This window comes from Maricaulis sp. (genome assembly GCF_017642925.1).
Lineage (GTDB): Bacteria > Pseudomonadota > Alphaproteobacteria > Caulobacterales > Maricaulaceae > Maricaulis.
Window position 1 is genome coordinate 20944 of the sequence record NZ_JAEPOL010000012.1, and the last position, 15947, is coordinate 36890.

Consider the following 15947-nt stretch of genomic DNA (forward strand, 5'->3'; position numbering starts at 1 on the left):
TTGTGGTGCACTTCGCGGCCATCCGGCCACGAAAAACGGCGCCCCGAGAGGCGCCGTCTTGCAAAGCCGTCAGATGACAGGCGACGCGATCAGCGCGGCGCCATCACCATGACCATCAGGCGGCCTTCGAGCTTCGGCTCGAACTCGACCTTGGCCACGTCGGCAAAATCCAGCTTCACGCGGTTCATGATATCCATGCCGCGATCCTGGTGGGCCATCTCGCGGCCGCGGAAGCGCAGCGTGACCTTCACCTTGTCGCCAGCCTCGAAGAAGCGGTGCATCGCCTTGGTTTTCACCTGGTAGTCGTGCACATCGATGTTCGGACGCATCTTGATCTCTTTGATCTCGACAATCTTCTGCTTCTTCTTCGCCTCGGCCTTCTTCTTCTGTTCCTGGTATTTCAGCTTGCCGTAGTCGACGATCTTGCACACGGGCGGATCGGCATTGGGAGACACCTCGACGAGGTCGAGTCCCGCTTCCTCAGCGGCTTCCAGAGCAGCTTCAACAGGCATGATGCCCTGCTTCTCGCCATGTTCGTCGATCAAGAGAACCCGCGGAACGCGGATATCCCTGTTGGTGCGCGGCCCTTCCTTTTTGGGCGGTTGCGCGGCGTGCGGTCTACGGGCTATGGCCTCTTCTCCCTTGTGGCCCACATACTGAAACTTAGTAATCTCCCGGCGGCAGGACCGGATCAAGCCCAAAGTGGGCACAACAGGCGCCTGTCCGGACGGGAGCGGCGCACTATGGTCAAATGATCACATTTGGCAAGCACGGCGCACTGTCGGAAACCCCGACTGGCCGGAAAACTTCCCCGCAACAGCGCCGCGCGAGACGCGCATATGGGGGACGCTGCCCCCGAATTCAACCGGTCAGGCGGCTTCCGGCTCGCGATCGAAACCGCCGGCGAAGCGCATCGCGGCAACCGCCTCCTCCGGCGTCACCTGGGCCAGCGTCGGCGCGTGCATCAGAATGACAGGACTCGGACCGCGCGGTGCGATCAGCGCCGGATCGCCCACATCGCCGTAGAGCGCCAGAGCGGGCGGCCCCGACGCCACAAGCAGGTGGAGCAGCGGCGTGTCCTCGCTGAACACGAAACGGGCATGACGGGCGAGGCCTGCCAGCTGGGCCAGCTTGGCCTTGCCGGTCAGATCGCGCGCGCCCGGCGTGACGTGGGCCACATACCGTCCGACTTCGCGGGTATCCGGCCCGCCGATCAGCGCCGGCGTCACGCCTGACTGCAGCAGTTCGTGCGCCAGGGCTGCCCAGCGTTCCTGCGGCCAGCGAAGCGCCGGTTTCACACTGTCACCCGACGGCGCCAGCAGCGCGAAACGGCCATTCAGACCGAAATATTCCGGGTCCAGCATGCGGGACTGCTTGGCGAGATAATCGACCCAGCTGGTATCCGGCGGCGGCGCGGCGCCGAGCGGGAAGTGCTCCGGCGACAAGCCCAGCGCCGCGTTGAGACGGCCGGCGACCGCATCCACCGGATGCTCGCCCGTCCGCGGATCGGCCGCTATCTCGGTCCAGCGGCATTTGGAGAAGCGGAACAGACGTTTCAGCTTGCGGCTGTCGGCATCGCCCACAAGATCGTAGACGCGGACCGGCTTGTTCAGCTTGATCCGCTTGTCGCGCAGCCCCGCCATCGGCCGCGCATCCGGCAGGGCATCGGTCTCGATCAGGTTGAAATAGGGGCAGTGCTTGAGAAAGCTCTCGAAGTCCGGCTTCGTCAGCAGGATGATGCGGTCGCGCTTGTGCACGTCGCGCAGCAGCCGGGCTGCCGCCAGCATCCGTACGGTCGAGGCCAGATCGCCCCAATGCAGGATATAGGTGATGTCGCGCTGCGGTTCGCTCATGACTGTGAGTTTAGGACCTCGTGATAGACGCGCAAAGTCGAAGCTTGCAGGCTGACGGTAGAAAATTCCGCAATCACATGCGCCCGGGCCCGCTCGCCCACAATTGCACGGTCTTCCGGCGTCAGTGCAAGCGCTCCGGCGATCGCCGCCGCAAGCGCCGCGGCATCGCCCGGCGACACGCGCCAGCCGGTTTCACCATGCAGCACCACCTCGCGGGCGCCGCCATGATCGGCCGCGATCACCGGCTTCAGCATCGCCCCGGCCTCGGCAGCCGTGCGGCCGAACGCTTCGGGTTCATTGGACGGGGTCAGCACCAGATCGCACAGCATCATCGCGGCCGGCATGTCGCTGCAGTGCCCGACGATGAAAACCCGCTCGGCGACATTCTCGGATGCCGCCAGCGCCTGCAGCTCCTCGACATAGGTCTGGCGTCCCTGGGCGTCGCCGGCCAGCACCAGGCGCGGCGTTTGCACTTCCGGATCGTCCTGCAGGCGCCCCAGCGCCCGGATCGCCTCGCGCTGGCCCTTCCAGCCGGTCAGCCGGGCCGGCAGGAGCAGAAGCGGGCTCTGATCCTGCGGATCCAGAGACCACGCCTGCCGCAAGGCGGCGAGCCGGTCTTCCCCGACCGCTTCCGGATCGAAGCGCACCAGGTCGACACCGCGCGGGATCACGCGGACACGTGACGTCGCGAACGGGTGTTCGGCGGCAATATGATCGCGGATGAATTCCGAATTGGCGATCACGCGCTCACCCCGCGCCATCACGGAATTATACCGCCGCTTCAGCGTCGAGCGGGCGTTGTAGGTGCCGTGATAGGTGGTGACGAAATGCGCGTCGGTCCGGTCACAGGCCCATTTCGCGCTCCAGGCCGGTGCGCGCGAGCGGGCGTGCACAATGTCGACGGCCTGGCTGCGGATCGTCGCGATCAGCCTGTGCATGTTGCGCCAGAGATCGAGCGGGTTCTTCGAGGCCGCCGGCATGCGGATGAGTTCACCCCCCAGCGCAGCCAGCTCGTCCTCCAGCCGCCCGCCGGCCGAAGCGACCAGCGCGCGGCCGCCCTCGGCGATCACCGCTTCGGCGATCTCGAGCGTTGTCCGCTCGGCGCCGCCGGCATCGAGTTCGGGAATAACCTGGAGAACGATCATGGGAGCGGGAAACCGGGCCGGACCTGAATTCCCCCTCTTCTTTCACACCTTGGCGCCGAAAACAAACGCGGGAGCCTTGCCAGCGAAGATTGTGGCGCCCCGGCAGCTGTTGCGGCTCTACCGGAAGTTTGTTAGGCCAGTCAGGCAAGGCAGGCCTCCGACGGCCACCGGCTGCGGTGTGGCTAGCCTGAGCGGTGGGTGCGGCGTGACCTTTCGGTCCGGTCTGTGACCGGAAGCCACGCACACAAGAATGACGAACGTGCCTGCGGGTGCGGCCGGGGAGACCAGATCCCCCAGCCCCCGTAACCGCCGAAACCGATCAAGACGATAATTCGCCCGCCGTGTATCTGCACGCGGCCGGTATGCGTGCGGGCGAAAAAGCTCAAACAGGGACGCTGAAAAGCTGCGGGAGAGCTGTGCCTGCAGTTCGGCGCTGATGTGAATGACCGACGGCACGCTGGTTCAGGATTTCGGGGCGGATCCCATCGCCACCCGGGAAACCGACCACTACCAGAAGGAATATATCGAGGGCTTTGTCGACAAGTGGGACGAATTGATCGACTGGGACGCCCGCGCGGAAAGCGAAGGGCGCTTCTTCATCGACATCCTGAAAGCCCGTGACAAGAAGAAGGTTCTCGATGCCGCGGCCGGCACGGGCTTTCACTCGATCCAGCTGCTCAAGGCCGGTTTCGATGTGACGACCGTCGACGGCAGCGCGGAAATGCTGGGCAAGGCGTTTGAAAACGGCCGCCGGCGCAATCTCGTTCTCAATACCGTCCACGCCGACTGGCGCTGGCTGAACAAGGACGTCCACGGCAAGTTCGACGCCATCATCTGCCTGGGCAATTCCTTCACCCACCTGTTCGACGAGCATGATCGCCGCCGTGCCCTGGCGGAGTTCTATGCGGCCCTGAAATGGGACGGCATCCTGATCATCGACCAGCGCAATTACGACTCGATCCTCGACGGCGATTTCTCGACCAAGCACAAATACTATTATTGCGGCGACCAGGTCGTGGCCGAGCCCGAGCATGTCGATGACGGGTTGGCGCGCTTCCGCTACGCCTTCCCGGACGGCGCCGTCTACCACCTCAACATGTTCCCGCTGCGCAAGGCCTATACGCGCAAGCTGCTGACCGATGTCGGGTTCAAGAAGGTGAAGACCTACGGCGATTTCCAGGAGACCTACCAGGAAAACGATCCGGACTTTTTCGTCCATGTTGCGGAGAAACTCGAAGATGAGCAGTAAGTCCCAAGCCGTCCTCGAGGCGGAGACCTATTACGACAGTGCGCCGGCCGATGCCTTCTACCGCGCTGTCTGGGGCGGCGAGGACATCCATGTCGGGATGTATGCGACACCGGACGAGGATATCGCCCGGGCCAGCCGCCGCACCGTGACCACGATGGCCGACCGTCTCAAGACGATCGGACCGGACAGCAAGGTGATCGATCTGGGTGCCGGTTTCGGCGGCTCGGCGCGCTATCTCGCCGACCGTTTCGGCTGTCACGTCACCTGCCTGAACCTGTCGGAGACCCAGAACGCCTTCAACCGGGAGCTTACGGCCAGAGCCGGCATGAACGACAAGATCGATGTGGTCTACGGCTCCTTCGAAGAACTCGACGATCCGGACGACAGCTATGACATCGTCTGGTCGCAGGACTCCTTCCTGCATTCGGGCGAACGCCTGAAAGTGATGGACGAGATCGCCCGCATCATCCGGCCGGGCGGCGAGCTGATCTTTACCGACCCGATGCAGGCGGACGATTGTCCGGACGGCGTGCTGGATCACATCCTGCGCCGTATCCACCTGCAGACCTTCGGCTCGGTCGCCTTCTACCGCCACGCGCCGGAGAAACGCGGTTTCGAAGCGCTCGATCTCGACGAGACGCCGATGAATCTGCGCACGCACTACAACCGGGTGCGCGAGGTTCTGCTGGATCGCCGCGAGGAGCTCACCCGCCTGTCCGGCGCCGGGTATGTCGACGGCATGATCGACGGGCTGAAACACTGGGTTGACGGCGCCGACAAGGGCTATCTCAACTGGGGTATCCTGCACTTCGCCAAGGCCTGACAGCCTTGTAACGCGCAAGCCGATGGACGCCGCCGCGCGCACGCCCTAGCGTGGCGGCGTCTGTCGTCGCAGGATATTCCCATGTTGTCGCGTCTGGTCCTGAGCCCCCTCCTTCTCGTCCTGTGCGCCATGCCGGCATCGGCCCAGAACGATGTGCGCCACGCAGAGCGCATGCGCTACCAGTCCTGTATCGCGATGAGCGGCGACGATCCGGCCGAGGCGCTGGAGGAGGCCCAGATCTGGCGCATCGAGGGCGGCGGCTGGCCGGCCGAGGTGTGCGAGGCGCACGCCTATATCGCGCTCGGCGATTTCGACGTCGCCGCCGGCATTCTTGAAGAACTGGCATCGGAACGGCGCGCCGGCATGGTCGATGCCGAACGGGTCGACTTCCTGACGCTGGCTGGCGAGACCCGCGCACGCAATGGCAATGCAGACGCAGCCTTCGACAATTACGCGGCCGCCCTGGCCCTGGACCCGTTTTCCATCCTCACCCTGTCCGGCCGGGGACGCCTGTATCTGGCCGAGGAAAACTGGGGCGGTCTGGCGCGCGACGCCCAGAGCCTGGTCGACCTGGTGCCGGAAAGCGCCGAGGGCTGGTATCTGCGCGCCGCCTTCCACCTGAACACGGGCAATCTGGATGACGCAGCCTCCGACATCGAGGCGGCCCGCGAACGGGCTCCCGAGCGTATCGAGATCCTGGTTTTGCGCGGACAGATCAATGAAGCGCGCCGGCTCGCCGCGAGCGGCGGCTAGTTCCTAGCCGACAGCACGCACCGGCGCGTCCTCGCGGCAGGAGGCGGCCTCGACCACGCGATTACGGCCGCCAGCCTTGGCGGCATAGAGCGCCTCGTCTGCTGCATGCAACAGGCCTTCGGCCGTCTCCATCATCTTGTCGCCTTCCAGCACCGCAACACCGAGACTGGCCGTGACCGGAATCCGGTCGCCATTGTCCACACGCACATCCACAGCGGCTATCGCTTCGCGGATGCGTTCCGCCGCGGCCACGGCAGACGCCGCCGTAGCGCCGGGCAGGACGACAGCAAACTCCTCGCCGCCCAGCCGGCCCAGCATGTCGCAATCGCGCAGGCAGGACTGGACCTGGCGCACGGTCTGGACCAGCACCTTGTCGCCGACGGCGTGCCCATAAGTGTCGTTGGTGCGCTTGAAATGGTCGAGATCGACCATGACGGCGGCCAGCGGCGCATCCTGACGGCGGGCGCGATCCACCAGCGTGTCCAGATACTGCATGAAAGCGCGGCGATTGGCGGCGCCGGTCAGCGCATCGGTCTCGGCCATGTGGCGGAATTGTTTCTGCATCCGCACCAGGCGCGTCGCCGCCCGCAGGCGGGCCCGCAGCTCGGTCATGTTGACGGGTTTGCGGATGAAATCGTCCGCCCCGGCATCCAGCGATTCCTCAAGGCGCTTTTCCTGACCGGATGCCGTTACGACAATGGTATAGACCGTCTCGGTTTCCGGATTGGACTTGAGCAGCCAGCACGCTTCCAGCCCGCTGGTCGTGCCGACCTCGATCCCCGTCAGGAAGATATCGATCGGCATCAGATTCAGCAGCGTCAGCGCATCCTCGGCATTGCTCGCCGTGTGCACTTCATAGCCGGCATCGCGCACGGCTTCGCTCAATATGCGCAATTGCACCTGGCTGTTCTCGCACACCAGGACGGATGTCCGGTCCGAGAAAACCTGTCCTGCCAGATGCGTGTCCCCGCTCGGCCTGTCGACCTGCATTGTGTCAGACGCTCCCCATGCGTCAGCCCCTCCAAGGGGCGGAGCCTTAGACCTCAAAAACTAACAAGCCCTCAACCCGAGGTAAGTTTCTTATTCACGCGCGCCCATTCTTCGCGGACATGCGGATCGGTCTCGTTTTCTGCATGCCGTGCCGCCGCCCGCAGAGCTGCCTCCGGATCGAGCCGGCCAAGGGCCCAGACGGCCATGCCGCGCACCTCGGGGGCCGCGTCTCCAAGGCGCTCCAGCACCACAGGCACAAGCGCAGCGTCACCGGAATTGCCAATCGCTATAAGCACGTTACGCAAAAACCGGTTGCGTCCGATCCGTTTCACCGGCGAGGCGGTGAAGACCTGCCGGAATTCCGCATCGTTCAGCGCCGCCAGCTCGGCCAGCAGCGGCCCTTTCAGCTCGGGCCGCGGATGGAAGGCCGTCTCCTCGGCGACGGCCGCGAACTTGTTCCACGGGCAGACCGCCAGACAGTCGTCGCAACCATAGATACGATTGCCCATGGGCTCCCGGAATTCCTCCGGGATCGGCCCCTTGTGCTCGATCGTCAGATAGGAAATGCAGCGCCGCGCATCGAGCCGGTAGGGGGCCGGAAAGGCGTTCGTCGGGCAGATATCGAGACACGCCCGGCACGAGCCGCAATGATCCGTCTCGGCGGTATCGGGCTGCAGGTCGGCCGTGGTCAGCATGACGCCCAGAAACAGCCAGGAGCCGTGCTCGCGGCTGACCAGATTGGTGTGCTTGCCCTGCCAGCCCATGCCCGCCTTGCCGGCCAGCGGCTTTTCCATCAGCGGGGCGGTATCGACGAAGACTTTCACATCCTCGCCGGTGTCCTGCGCAAAGGCCCGCGCCAGGTGTTTGAGGCGCTTCTTCATCAGGTCGTGATAGTCGGCATTCTGTGCATAGACCGAGATCACGCCCTCGGACCGGCGCTCCAGCAGCGGCAGGGGGTCAAAACCGGGCCCGTAATTCATCGCCACGACAACAGCCGATTTCGCCGCGTCCCACATGGCAGTGGGATGCTTGCGCCGCTCCAGCGTGTCTTCCATCCACGCCATCGAGCCGTGCAGCCCTTCGCCGACAAACTGCGCCAGCCGCTCCCCCGCCTCCCAGGCCTCATCGGCCCGGCAGATGCGCACGGCCGTGAAGCCGAGTCCGGTGGCGAGGGATTTGACGGTGTCGACGTGCATGCTGGCCTGCCCTAGAAATCCAGATCCGCATAGTGCGTCGAGGCCGGGGTGCCCGGGAGTTTGTCGGTCAGGAGACCGCGGAAGGCCGGGCGGCATTTGACGCGCTGATACCAGTGCTTAACCGGCTCGAACGCGTCCCACGGGACGTCGCCGAGATAGTCGGCGCAGGACAGGTGGGCCGCAGCGGCGATATCGGCCAGCGTATAGCGCGGGCCGGCCAGCCCGTCGCGGCTTTCCAGAAGCCAGGCCATATATTCGAGATGCCAGCGCAGATGGTCGCGCCCCGCGCGGAGCGCAGCCGGGTCCGGCGAGCCGAGGCCCTGGGCGCGCTTTTCCAGCTTTTCATGCAGGAGGTAGGCGTTGACCTCGCCGTCATACTTGCGGTCGAACCAGTCGACGAGCCGCCGCGCCTCGGCGCGCTCGGCCGGACCGCCGGGCAGCAGGCAGGGCGTCGGCGTCGTTTCTTCCAGGTATTCCAGGATCGCGCGGCTCTCCACGATCACCCGCCGGCCGCCGCCGGACTCGTCGATCAGCACCGGCGTCGTCCCTGCCGGATTGAGCGAAACGAGATCGTCCGGACGCTCCCAGGGAACCTCCAGCTGCAGGTCGTGCCGCAGGGATTTCTCCTCCAGCGCCAGCCGGACCTGGCGGGAAAACGGATCGAGGGGCCAGAAGTGCAGGATGCGCATGGTGCGAGGCTAGCCTGTTTCGGCGCGCGGTCTAAGGGTCATGTGCTTCGACCGGATCGTCGCCCTTGAAGAATTCCGCACCATGCGGCTCGGCCGCGCCGTGAGGGTCGGCGTGGATGATGATATCGGCAGCGGGATAGGCGGCCAGGATGCGCCTCTCGCAATCCACCAGGATGGAATGGGCGTCGCGCAGGCTCATGTCCGGCTTCAACGCCATATGGAACTGGATGTGCAGCAGCGGGCCGGCCGCCCGCGTGCGCAATTGATGGATATTGATGATGCGCGGATCTTCAGCCGCGATGTGCATGATGCGGTCGCGCTCTTCCTCGGGCAGCTCCCGGTCCATCAGCTGATTGCCGGCCCCGCGGGCCACGCCCCAGGCCGTCCATCCCAGCCAGGCCGCCACACCGAGCGCTGCAAGCGCATCCAGCCAGAGCCAGCCGAGAAGCGTGGCGCCTGCGATACCCGCGATCACGGCAATGTTCGAACCGAGATCGGAAAAATAGTGCGCCCGGTCACCTTCCACCGCTATCGAGCCGGTCTTTTCCAGGGCCCGGGTCTGGACGATCAGCAGAACCAGGGTCAGTGCAATGGACAGCCCCATCACGCCCAGCGCCCAGCCGCTCGCCTCGATCGGTTGCGGCTCGATCAGGTGGGCGATCCCCTCGCGCACCAGAAGCGCAGCGGAGACCGCGACCAGGATCGCCTGCAGGATGCCGGCAAAGGCTTCCGCCTTGCCATGACCGAAGCGGTGTTCCGCATCCGCCGGCTCGGCGGCATAGCGCACCGAGAAATAGACCGTCAGGGATGCCGTCAGATCGAGCAGGCTGTCGGCGGCGGAGGCCAGCAGCGCGACCGAACCGGACAGGTACCAGACGATGCCCTTGGTGATTGTCAGGACCAGCGCCACGGCAACGGACGCCGCCGTCGCGCGGCCCGTATGGCTCAGCGCTTCCCGGGGCTCCAGACGCCCGGGCCCGCCCGGTGAACCGACATGATCATGGGGCATTGGTATTGTCCTTCCCGCTGCCGGTGTAGGGCCGGCCGCCAAGCGGCGTCAATTCCGCCGAGACCGTCAGGCAGGATTCAATCCAGTCCAGCGCCCGGACGGCATCGACATCGCGCGCCACCTCGATGCACCGCGCCGCCGGATCCGGTCGCAGCAGCCCGGTGAACGCCCCGTCTTCGCCCAGAACGTAGCGGCCCGGCTCGACGGCGAACAGGCCGGCCTCGGGCGCCAGCGCTGCAGCCACCGCCAGGGCGTCGTGCGGATAGCAGCCATCAATCCCTTCCATGGCCTGGTAGGCATCCATGTAGTGGGCATGCGCACGGCGCAGGAAAGTCAGCACCGGCCGGTCATGCCGGTCTGCCAGTCGGGCCAGCCAGGCCCGCTCCATCACGACGCGGCGGCAGGTATCGAGCGGCATGACCAGGAGATTCGGCGCCTGTTCGATCACGATGCGGGCGGCCTCGAGGTCGGAACTGGCATTGAATTCGGCCCGGTCCCGCCGCACGTCGGGAACGCTGAGGCTTGTCCCCATGCACACAATCCGGCCAATTCCGGCAAAGGCTTCGGCGTCGCGCAGGAGTGCCCGCGCCAGATTGGTCATCGGACCGGTACACACCAGGCGTCCGGCTGCACCGGCCTCACGCGCGAAGGCGGCCAGCGCGTCGGCCGTCTCGTCGGGATGGGCCTCGCGAACGACCCCGGTTTCGAAGGCCAGCGCATGATCTGCCGTCACACCGCCCAGACCGTCCTCGCCATGGATTGCGTGCGCATCCTGCCAGGGATGTCCCGTCAACGGGCGGTCGGCGCCGACATGGACCGCAGCGGACTTGCCGGGATAGAAGGCCTGGACCAGGGCGGCATTGCGCGCTGCACGGCGCGGCGAGACATTGCCGAACACGGTCGATACGCCAGCCAGCCGCCCTTCGGAAACCGCAAGGGCGCAGACCAGGGCCAACGCATCGTCCACGCCGCCATCGGTATCGATCCAGATCCGCATCCCGTCTCCCGCTTGCCTGCGCAGTCGCCCACTGGCCAAGCACTGTGAACTGGCGGAATATGCCGCCGGCCCGTCCAGGGGAAGACCCACATGCCACTCATTCAGCTGATTGTTCTCGCGCTCGTCCAGGGCCTCACCGAATTCCTGCCGATCTCGTCCTCGGCTCACCTCATCCTGGCGCCGGGTGCGCTGGGCGTGGAGGACCAGGGTCCGCTGATCGATGTGATGGCGCACGCGGGGTCGCTGGTTGCGGTCCTGGTGTATTTCTGGCGCGACATATTCGATGTGGCGCGCGGCAAGCTGGCCCTGCTGACCGGACGGATCACGCCGGGCGGACGGATCGCCATCCTGGTGGCTGCTTCGATGCCGCCGGTCTTCATCTTCGCCGGCGCGCTCTACGCCTTCGATCTGGTCGATGCCCTGCGCTCGCCGGCCGTGATTGCCGGGGCCACGCTGGTCTTTGCCCTGCCGCTCTGGCTGGCCGACCGCTATGGCAAGCAGACCGGCACGCTGGAGACGCTCAGCTTCAAGGACGCCGCCCTGATCGGCATCGCCCAGCTGTTCGCCCTCATCCCCGGCGCGTCCCGTTCCGGCGTTACCATGACGGCAGGCCGGGCGCTGGGCCTGAAACGCTCGGAAAGCGCTCGCTTCTCCATGCTGATGGCCATCCCGGTGATCGCCGCGTTTGCCCTGGTATCCGTGATCGACCTTGCGGGGGCGGACGATGCCGGCGCCTCGCTCGAAGCCGGCCTGATCGTGGCCGTGCTGTCCTTCTTCGCGGCCTGGGCGTCGATTGCCGTGATGATGAAACTCGTCGACCGGATCGGCTTCCTGCCCTTCGTGCTCTACCGGCTGGCCCTCGGCCTCATTCTGATCGGCTTGATTATCCTCTAGCTTCCCGGGCACTGTAAGCCGGCACGCTTCAGCGCGGGGGGACGACATGCGGGCCATCGGGGTTTTTCTGGTTGTGAGTTTCGGTGTCAGCTGGGCGATCGGGGCCTGGCTGTACAGTGAGGGCGGCCTTGCGGGCGCCGGTGCCTTCGCCACCCTCTACATGACGGGCTTCATGTTCGGACCGGCCATCGGTGCGATCGTGGCCACCATCCTGTTCGATCGCAACCGCGCCCTGACCGCTCTGGGCTTCAGGCCCGGCCGCGCCGGCCCGGTTGTCGTCTGGACGATCTGGGGCTGGCTTGTTCCCGTTGTGCTGGCAGCACTGGCCTCGATCGTGACCCTGGTGCTGACCCGGTCCGAACCGGCCGATGCCGCAGCGGCCCTGGCCGCCGTGGTCGAAGCCTCGGGCCAGGAGGTGCCGATGTCGCCGGAAATGCTGCTCACCCTGCAGCTGGCCATCGGCGTGCCGGTCGGCATCCTGATCAATACCGTGCTGCTGACCATCAGCGAGGAGCTGGGCTGGCGCGGCTGGCTGCAACCGCGGCTGTCCGGTCTGGGCTTCTGGGTGCAGTCGCTGGTGATCGGCGTGATCTGGGGCGTCTGGCACGCCCCGCTTGTCCTGATGGGCTACAATTATCCGGGCCTGGGCTGGACAGGCGTCGCCGCGATGACGCTCTTCACCGTGCTCCTGACGCCCTATCTCGCGCTGGCGCGCGAGCGGGGCGGCGGCGTCTATGCCGCCGGCGCCTTTCACGGCTCCATCAATGCGGTCGCCGGCGTCGGGCTCATCTTCCTGCCGGACCAGAACTGGCCGTGGAACGGGCTTCTGGGCCTGGGCGGCTTTGCGGTACTCGCGGCCGGCCTGGTGCCGATCGCGCTCTACCGGCAGGCCCGCGGCAAGATCGGAGCGGCCGACGGGGACGTGTAGTTGCTGTGTGCGCAGTTTAAGGTTACCTTCCTTCTGAAGGAGACAACCGATGCGCGACCGTGTTTTTCCGCGGACAGCCGGGGCGCGGATGGCCCTGGCGCTATTGACCGTTCTGGCCCTTGCCGCCTGCGGAACCCCGCGCCAGGTGCGGGACTTGTCGACAACCCAGCTTGCCACCCTGACGGCGATGGAAACGGCCGTGGGCGCACAAGGGCAGGCGCTGGTCCGGCACGCCGACCAGCTCAGACTGCAACGCAAGGCCCGCTTCGAAGCGGAACTCGCCTGCGCCGATGCGCGGTTCTATGTCGCCGCGGGCGTATTGTCGCCGGCCAGCGACGACCACTGCGACAATCCATCGGACGGGCCGGGTGGCGTTGCGCTCGACGACGAGACCGCCCGTTTTGCGATTGAACAGCACAATCTCGGACGCGCCGGCATTCTCGCCAATATCGCCGCGCTGGATACGCTTCACGCCCGCATCGTGGCCAAGTCTGCCGAACTGGACGCCCTGATGGATGAGGTCGTGGCGGCGCAGGCCCTGCTCAACACCCACATCCAGACGCCCACAGCGCTCGAACGGATTACCGGCCGGATTGTCGATGCCGACACGATCGCCGCACTCACCGAGCGCTTGGCCCGCATCCGCGCAGAAGCCGGCAGTACGGCAGACGATATCCAGGCCCTGCTCGACAGCATGGTCGCGCCCAACCCCGCCCGCGAGGTGACCCCGGATGACTGAAGACGAGATGCGCGCCCAGATCACGGCGCTGGAGGACAGCCTGGCAAGCTTGCCGCTGCTGGCACAAGCCGGCGTCCGCACTCGGATGACGGACCTGCAGCAGAAGATCGACCTGATCGGCTATGCACAGCTGGCCGACGATTTCCTGACGCTGGACCTTCCTGACCGGACGGCGTTCAAGGAGGCTGTCGAAAAGGCCGGCAAGGCGCAGGCGCAATACACCGAGCGCCTGGCTTGGCTCGACAAGGCGCTCGACCTGCTCGACAAGATACTCTAGCGGGGCCGGCTAGCTCGTCTGGCGCTCGTGAAACTGGCCGTAGCGGCGATAGCGCACCAGGTAGGACGGCACGATGGCGTCCACTGTTTCCGGCTCGATGCCCAGATCCGCCAGCGTTTTCGCACCGTCAGCAACGACATTGTCGCGCTTGAGCTGGGTAAGCTGGTCGCGGGTGATGACCGGCTCCACGAAGGGCAGGATCGCGGCCATCTCGGACAGCATGGCGATCACCTGGCCAGCCGCCCAGGGCAGCGGCAGCAGCAGGCGCGGCCGGTCGATCTCGTCGAGGATGAAGCGCATCAGCTGTTCGAACGTGTAAATGCCCGGTCCGCCAAGCTCGAAGGTCTCGCCACGGGCCGTATCGCTCTGCAGAGACTTGACCACCGCGGCTGCCACGTCGCCGGCAAAGACCGGCTGGAAACGGGTCTTGCCGCCGCCGAACAGCGGCAGGGCCGGCACGAAGCGCGCCATGGCGCCGAAACGGTTGAAGAAACCGTCATCCGTTCCGAACACGATGGACGGGCGCAGCACGGTCGCGGTCGGAAGCGCCTTGCGCACGGCGGCTTCGCCGTCCGCCTTGGTGCGGGCATAGCGCGACGCGCTTTCGGCATCGGCGCCAATGGCGGAGATATGCACCAGCCGCTCGATCCCCGCCGCAGCGGCGGCTTCGGCAACCGTCTTCGCGCCCTGGGCATGAAGGCGCGTGAAGGTCTGGCGGCCGTTCTCGTTCAGCACGCCGACAAGGTTCACCACACCGCTGGCGCCTTCCAGCGCGCGTTCGACCGAGGCGGGAACGCGCAGATTGGCCTGGACCAGCTGTACCTGGCCCACCACGCCCATCACGCGCAGGTCCTGGGCGATGTGGGGCCGCCGCGATGCGACGCGGACCCGATAGCCTTCACGGGCCAGCGCCCGGACCACATGGCGTCCGACAAAGCCGGATCCGCCGAACACGGTGATGATTTCGTCTCGCAGCATGGCTGTCCCCTGCAAACTGGGCTTGTTGGGGATAGACCAAAAAACCGCCCGCCTGTCCATGCGGCATTGCGCTTGAACGGCACCCGGCCCTGGTCGCTGTCGCTTTCCGCCGGCCTACGCTTCCCCCGCCGCCTCGCGCCGGGGGAAGCTCAGAAGGGAGAAGCACACCCCACGTCCCCGACTGCTGCCTCTCGCGGGAATTCTGGCCAATTTCCGGACCGCACAACGGTCATGTCCAGCATCTTCTGACGCACACGGCGGGGGCGATCACGACACGATCCAGCGGGCATCGGCACAGGCTGCAAAAAGCGCCGCCAAATTGCGCATGCCCCGTTGACTTGGCGGCATGGCGGCTTTAGGAACCGCGCCTCGACACCTGCCCAGGTGGCGGAATTGGTAGACGCGCTGGCTTCAGGTGCCAGTTCCCGTTAGGGAGTGGAAGTTCGAGTCTTCTCCTGGGCACCATCCTCTCCGGACCGCTATTGTGACGCGATGCCAGCTTTTCGTTGGCGTTGAACCGGGTCACTCCCCTCGCAGACTTGTATTGCGCCTGCGGAGCAGGTGTGTCCTCAAATCGGCACGCACAGTTTCGTCCCCGGCTCTTCCCGTGCGTCAACACGCCGGACACCGGTGCCTTTGTCGCCCGGTTTGAACGGGCTGCAGGACATCCCCCATGCTTTGCGCCAGTCAGTCGGAAACGCGTGCAGCAGCGAACACACCGCACACAAAGCAAAACGCCCGGCCGATGTCCCGGCCGGGCGTTTCATTGACCTGTAAGTGCTTCGTACAGGTTGGGGGACTTGCGCCGGTCGCTTACGAACCGGTGACAGCGCTCGCACCGGCCGAACGGCGGGTGATCTGGAAGCTGCCGCTATCGCCCGGCTGGAGATAGGCGCGGCAGAAGCCGGCCTCGGTCACCGTGAACGGGCAGTTGAAAGCCGTGTGCTCGACATCCATGGTCAGGCGCAGCTCGCCGCGTTCGGGCACGGAGTAGGAGCACAGACCACCGGTCACATCGCCGATGGCGAAGCGGCCATTGTCATGCAGGCCCCGGCCGGCCTCACGGGTTTCGATGGCATCACCATCACCCTGGGTCAGGCGGCAGGATACTTCCCAACTGCGCTGACCGAGCATTTCGAGAACAAAGGCTTCACCCTGGATCGGGGCGCGTTGAGCCGTGACCTGACCGGCCAGGGCGAGGGCGCCAGCGAGGGAAGCAGCGATCATCATGCTTGTCTTTTTCATGACTTCTCCTCCTGTGAGAATCTGAAACAGCGTTTGTATGACGCTAATGTTACAGAACCCACAATCCCTGTAAAGTCCGTACACGGATCATACGTGATTTCACGCAAACCCCTGCATGCGCTGATTTTTAAAGGTAATATGACAGTCATTTCGTGATTTTACGATGAATTAAGATTTGGGTT

The 15947-nt window shown here is 65.5% G+C and carries 17 protein-coding genes and 1 tRNA gene; 8 read left to right on the forward strand and 10 right to left on the reverse strand.

Annotation, left to right across the window (positions count from 1 at the left end; genetic code table 11):
• Nucleotides 1-89 precede the first annotated feature (89 nt).
• The 3 genes from infC to JJ918_RS10960 form a co-directional block, all read right to left on the reverse strand.
• Nucleotides 90-629: a translation initiation factor IF-3 gene (infC, locus tag JJ918_RS10950; protein ID WP_367277697.1), complete on the reverse strand. Its 540-nt coding sequence runs from the start codon at nt 627-629 to the stop codon at nt 90-92.
• Nucleotides 630-869: 240 nt separating this feature from the next.
• Nucleotides 870-1853, reverse strand: a complete 984-nt coding sequence (locus tag JJ918_RS10955; RefSeq protein ID WP_291887016.1) for a glycosyltransferase family 9 protein — start codon at nt 1851-1853, stop codon at nt 870-872.
• Nucleotides 1850-2998 carry a glycosyltransferase family 4 protein gene (locus tag JJ918_RS10960; RefSeq protein ID WP_291887019.1) on the reverse strand — a complete coding sequence of 383 codons (1149 nt, stop codon included), beginning with the start codon at nt 2996-2998 and terminating at the stop codon, nt 1850-1852. The genes JJ918_RS10955 and JJ918_RS10960 overlap by 4 nt, the downstream gene beginning before the upstream one ends.
• Nucleotides 2999-3440: 442 nt before the next feature.
• Here JJ918_RS10960 and JJ918_RS10965 point away from each other — a divergent pair, with 442 nt between their 5' ends.
• The 3 genes from JJ918_RS10965 to JJ918_RS10975 all read left to right on the forward strand — a co-directional run bounded on the left by JJ918_RS10965 (nt 3441) and on the right by JJ918_RS10975 (nt 5823).
• Nucleotides 3441-4247 carry a class I SAM-dependent methyltransferase gene (locus JJ918_RS10965; RefSeq protein ID WP_291887021.1) on the forward strand — a complete coding sequence of 269 codons (807 nt, stop codon included), beginning with the start codon at nt 3441-3443 and terminating at the stop codon, nt 4245-4247.
• A complete protein-coding gene (locus tag JJ918_RS10970) occupies nt 4237-5070 on the forward strand; it encodes a cyclopropane-fatty-acyl-phospholipid synthase family protein (RefSeq protein WP_291887023.1) in 834 nt (277 codons plus the stop codon). Before JJ918_RS10965 ends, JJ918_RS10970 begins: the two co-directional genes overlap by 11 nt.
• Nucleotides 5071-5151: 81 nt before the next feature.
• A complete protein-coding gene (locus JJ918_RS10975) occupies nt 5152-5823 on the forward strand; it encodes a hypothetical protein (protein WP_291887025.1) in 672 nt (223 codons plus the stop codon).
• A gap of 3 nt (nt 5824-5826) precedes the next feature.
• Here the strand turns inward: JJ918_RS10975 and JJ918_RS10980 are convergent, their stop codons facing one another.
• The 5 genes from JJ918_RS10980 to JJ918_RS11000 all read right to left on the reverse strand — a co-directional run bounded on the left by JJ918_RS10980 (nt 5827) and on the right by JJ918_RS11000 (nt 10704).
• Nucleotides 5827-6813 (reverse strand): diguanylate cyclase, encoded by a 987-nt coding sequence (locus tag JJ918_RS10980; protein ID WP_291887028.1) that lies wholly within the window; start codon nt 6811-6813, stop codon nt 5827-5829.
• Nucleotides 6814-6884: 71 nt separating this feature from the next.
• The gene (gene queG / locus JJ918_RS10985; RefSeq protein WP_291887031.1) at nt 6885-8009 is read right to left on the reverse strand and encodes a tRNA epoxyqueuosine(34) reductase QueG; all 1125 of its coding nucleotides are present in this window, start codon (nt 8007-8009) and stop codon (nt 6885-6887) included.
• Nucleotides 8010-8020: 11 nt separating this feature from the next.
• Complete coding sequence (locus tag JJ918_RS10990; protein ID WP_291887034.1) at nt 8021-8698, reverse strand: glutathione S-transferase family protein; 678 nt, start codon at nt 8696-8698, stop codon at nt 8021-8023.
• Between the two features lie 31 nt (nt 8699-8729).
• On the reverse strand, nt 8730-9707 hold the full coding sequence (locus tag JJ918_RS10995; RefSeq protein WP_291887036.1) for a cation diffusion facilitator family transporter: 978 nt from the start codon (nt 9705-9707) through the stop codon (nt 8730-8732).
• Nucleotides 9697-10704 (reverse strand): nucleoside hydrolase, encoded by a 1008-nt coding sequence (locus tag JJ918_RS11000; protein WP_291887038.1) that lies wholly within the window; start codon nt 10702-10704, stop codon nt 9697-9699. Before JJ918_RS11000 ends, JJ918_RS10995 begins: the two co-directional genes overlap by 11 nt.
• Before the next feature lie 90 nt (nt 10705-10794).
• Between JJ918_RS11000 and JJ918_RS11005 the strand changes: the two genes are divergently transcribed.
• Genes JJ918_RS11005 through JJ918_RS11020 form a run of 4 tightly spaced genes read left to right on the forward strand, consistent with a single transcriptional unit; the run spans nt 10795 to nt 13542 of the window.
• Complete coding sequence (locus JJ918_RS11005) at nt 10795-11598, forward strand: undecaprenyl-diphosphate phosphatase (protein WP_291887041.1); 804 nt, start codon at nt 10795-10797, stop codon at nt 11596-11598.
• Between the two features lie 46 nt (nt 11599-11644).
• Nucleotides 11645-12526 (forward strand): CPBP family intramembrane glutamic endopeptidase, encoded by an 882-nt coding sequence (locus JJ918_RS11010; protein ID WP_291887043.1) that lies wholly within the window; start codon nt 11645-11647, stop codon nt 12524-12526.
• A 49-nt stretch (nt 12527-12575) separates the two neighbouring features.
• Nucleotides 12576-13265, forward strand: coding sequence for a hypothetical protein (locus JJ918_RS11015; RefSeq protein ID WP_291887046.1), 690 nt, complete (start codon nt 12576-12578; stop codon nt 13263-13265).
• The gene (locus JJ918_RS11020) at nt 13258-13542 is read left to right on the forward strand and encodes a hypothetical protein (RefSeq protein ID WP_291887049.1); all 285 of its coding nucleotides are present in this window, start codon (nt 13258-13260) and stop codon (nt 13540-13542) included. Before JJ918_RS11015 ends, JJ918_RS11020 begins: the two co-directional genes overlap by 8 nt.
• Before the next feature lie 9 nt (nt 13543-13551).
• On the opposite strand, the gene JJ918_RS11025 is transcribed toward JJ918_RS11020, so the two are convergent.
• Entirely contained in the window at nt 13552-14520 is a 969-nt protein-coding gene (locus JJ918_RS11025; protein ID WP_291887052.1) for a complex I NDUFA9 subunit family protein, read from the reverse strand.
• A gap of 378 nt (nt 14521-14898) precedes the next feature.
• On the opposite strand from JJ918_RS11025, the gene JJ918_RS11030 reads away from it, so the two are divergent.
• Nucleotides 14899-14985 (forward strand) — tRNA-Leu (locus JJ918_RS11030).
• A gap of 348 nt (nt 14986-15333) precedes the next feature.
• Here JJ918_RS11030 and JJ918_RS11035 read toward each other — a convergent pair.
• Nucleotides 15334-15765 (reverse strand): hypothetical protein, encoded by a 432-nt coding sequence (locus tag JJ918_RS11035; RefSeq protein ID WP_291887054.1) that lies wholly within the window; start codon nt 15763-15765, stop codon nt 15334-15336.
• Nucleotides 15766-15947: the final 182 nt, after the last annotated feature.